At 33.9% G+C, this 2,493-nt stretch carries 2 protein-coding genes; both read left to right on the forward strand.

Annotated elements, in window-relative coordinates:
- Positions 1 to 17: 17 nt before the first annotated feature.
- Entirely contained in the window at positions 18 to 464 is a 447-nt protein-coding gene (locus tag WFK35_RS22110; protein WP_235130864.1) for a phosphohydrolase, read from the forward strand.
- 21 nt (positions 465 to 485) lie between these two features.
- Positions 486 to 2,444: a M48 family metallopeptidase gene (locus WFK35_RS22115; protein WP_336734744.1), complete on the forward strand. Its 1,959-nt coding sequence runs from the start codon at positions 486 to 488 to the stop codon at positions 2,442 to 2,444.
- The last annotated feature ends 49 nt before the right edge of the window (positions 2,445 to 2,493 follow it).

Here is a 2,493-nt window from a genome sequence, read left to right on the forward strand (position 1 = left end):
ACTCTACTTTACATAAGATGACAAAAGAAGAAATGCTCCACAGAGCAATAAAAATAGCTGATAAGGCACATAAAGGACAAACCGATAAATATCATGCACCTTATATTGCACACGTAATGCGGGTAATGGAATACGGAAAAACACTGGACGAAAAAATTGTAGGAGTTTTGCACGATGTGGTGGAGGATCATCCTCAGGAATTCAGCCTTGATTATCTGAGAGATCAGGGATTTCCCGAATATATTATTTTTGCGATAAGCTGTCTCACCAAATTCGATCCCAACGAAGAATATGACGATTTTGTACGAAGAACAGAACGTTCTCCTCTTGCGGTTGCCGTAAAACTCAACGATCTGCGTGATAATATGGATCTGAGAAGGGTAAACAGAGAACTTACTTCCAAAGACATCAAGAGATTTAATAAATACCTGAAAGCCTATCATTATCTGATCGAGAAATACTAGAAAATTATAAAAAAACACATAATGACTAATAACCTGCCTCCTATTTCATCGGCTTACCGTTCTAAGCTGATTTCTGCTGTTATATCAATATCCGTATTCTTTATTGTTTATTTTATCCTGATTCTCATATCGCTGCTGCTGATTTTCCTGCTGGGTTATGGAGCAATAAATCTTGTAACATTTCACCCCAGCTATTTTACTGCTATTATTGCTTTGGGGATGATAAGTATCGGGCTTATTGTTTTTTATTTTTTAATAAAATTTATCTTCATCAGGAAAAATTACAGCACAAAACATTTAATAGAAGTAGACAGAAAAACTCAGCCGGAACTGTTTGCCATTATTGATGAAATTATTCTGGAAACAAAAGTAAGCAGACCGGGAAAAGTTTTTCTGTCGCCGGAAGTAAATGCAAGTGTAAGCTACAATTCTCTTTTCTGGAGTATGTTTTTGCCTGTTAAAAAGAATCTTACCATCGGAATCGGGCTGATAAATTCTTTAACTGTAGGTGAACTTAAAAGCGTTTTAGCGCATGAATTCGGGCATTTCTCACAGCGAAGTATGAAAATCGGAGGATATGTAAATCAGGCAGAAAAAATTATTTTTGATACGGTTTACAACAATAAAGATTTTGAAAATTCGATCAGACACGGATCAGGACAATGGGCATTTCAGCTTGCCGGATTAATTTCTGTAGCTTTCATTAATGTGTTTCAGTTTATTTTAAAGATCTTTTCAGATTTTCTTTTTAAAAACAATGCTTCATTGCGAAGAGAAATGGAGTTTCATGCGGATGCAGTGGCTACTTACGTTACTAATCCGAAAGAGCAGACTTCATCTTTATTAAGGCTGGATTTAAGCAATGCGGCGTTCAACAGTTCTTTTATGTTTTATGCAGAGAGCGGGAATAAATATCTGCCTGAAAATTTATTTGAAAACCAAAGCTTGCTGATGAAAATTTTCGGTGAAAGAAACAATCATTTATTTGAGCATGATCTTCCGAAAATAGATCTTGAAGATATTACCCGATATAATAAGACAAAAGTAAAAATTGAAGATCAATGGTCTTTTCATCCCGAAACGGATAAAAGAATTGAAATGATCCGGAAAAATCAGACAAAAAACAATCCTGAAAATAACGACCTTGCAAAAAATATAATCCGCGGATATGCGGAAATATGCAGGATTCTGACAAGCAAATATTTAACGCTGTACAATATTAAAAATTTGGGTGAAGTTATTGGTAATAATGATCAGTTCCTTCAGCTTTACAATGAAAAATATCCTTACAGACTGATAAATTCTGCATTCAACGGATATTATGAAAGTCACAATCCTGTTTTGGAAAATGTTGATGAACTTATAAAAGATACTGAATTGGTAGAAAAAGAAGACTTCTTCAGCGATCAGTATGTTTCTCTGGTTTATGAAAAGGCAGGAACAGAAAGTGATTTGTATACTTTGAATTATCTTGCTGAAAATCCTAAAGCTGTTAAAACCTTTACCTACACGGGAAAGCTGTACAAATCCAGAGAAGCAAGACTTCTGGTTCCTAAAATTAAAGAAGAATCCGGAAATCTGAATAAGCAGTTGTTAGAAAATGACATTCGTATTTTCAGATACTTTTACAGCATTGCTGATGACCATGAAAAGGAAATTTTAGCAGCTAAATACAGAAAATTTGCTTTGCTGGATAAAGAGTTTGATATTTTCCAGAATTCCATTAACAATTTTACGCCTCATCTGGAATTTATGATGGTTACTTTGCCGTTGGAGGAAATCTGTAAACACAGAGCTGTTTTACTAAAGAACGAAAAACCGTTTAAAGATGTTTTGAAACATTTCATGAAAGAATCTGCCTACAAAGACTTTTTAACGACTGAAAATAAGCAGCTTCTTAACGATTTCATCAGTTCCGAATATATTTATTTCAATCATGACAAATACATTCAGAAAGAAGTGGATGTTTATTTTCTTTAATTAACGAATATCAGGCAATAATCAATAAAATTTACATTGATTTTAAAGA

The sequence above is a fragment of the Chryseobacterium sp. VD8 genome (assembly GCF_037149975.1).
In the GTDB taxonomy this organism is placed as follows: Bacteria; Bacteroidota; Bacteroidia; order Flavobacteriales; family Weeksellaceae; genus Chryseobacterium; species Chryseobacterium indicum.